An 848-nucleotide genomic window follows, 5' to 3' on the forward strand; every position below is an offset into this window, starting at 1 on the left:
TAGGGCGTGTCCCTAATTGGAAAAAGCATATATAGGCGCTAAAATAAGGTCTATATTTTAGCAATCGTTAGGTATTCAGGAAAGATGGCCAGACAAGCATTAACCGATAATCTCTGGGAACAGCTACAAGTGACTATGGCACAACATGGTTGCTATCAAAAAGATAAGAACCGCGACGTGATGGAAGCCATTATTTGGAAGCTCCGTACAGGCGCTCCTTGGCGAGACATACCTAGAGAATTATGCCCGTGGAAGACCGCCTACAATCGTTTCAATCGATGGTCAAAAACGGGTTTATGGGAGGAATTTTTTTTAGCCTACGAAAACAAATTGATACGGAATGGGTATTCATCGATGGAAGTTATATACGGTGTCACCAACATGCAAGTGGAGCTCGGCTTGGTGAAGACCGAGCAATTGGACAAAGCCGTGGCGGAGCAACTACAAAGATACACCTATCCTGTGATGCCGATGGATATCCGCTCGATTTTAAAATCACTGGGGGTGAGGTCCACGACAGTCAAGTTGCAGGTGAATTGATTGAGCTCATAGGTCAAGCTGATTACTTTATCGCTGATAAAGGCTATGACTCAGAGGCTATCAGAGACAAAGCCCGTACCCACGATATGGTACCTGTCATCCCTAAAAGGAAAAATGCCAAACAGCCTAATCCAGAATTTGATAGCTATTTGTACAAGTTACGCCATTTAGTAGAAAATATGTTTGCAAGACTCAAGCATTTCCGCAGCATCGCTACTCGCTATGAGAAGTTGGCTCGTAATTTTAAGTCTATGCTTTACCTAGCGTGTACTATTATTCATTGCAAAATGAATTGAGGACACGCCCTA

Annotated in this window: 1 protein-coding gene; it reads left to right on the top strand. The window is 43.3% G+C overall.

The window, feature by feature from the left end; translation table 11 throughout:
* Positions 1-84 precede the first annotated feature (84 nt).
* A protein-coding gene (locus EPB74_RS13365) for an IS5 family transposase (protein WP_274904640.1) occupies positions 85-836 on the top strand; the annotation gives its coding sequence in 2 pieces (ribosomal slippage) (positions 85-307 and positions 307-836; 753 coding nt in all).
* Positions 837-848 lie beyond the last annotated feature (12 nt).

The organism is Psychrobacter sp. DAB_AL62B (assembly GCF_028895345.1).
Lineage (GTDB): Bacteria > Pseudomonadota > Gammaproteobacteria > Pseudomonadales > Moraxellaceae > Psychrobacter.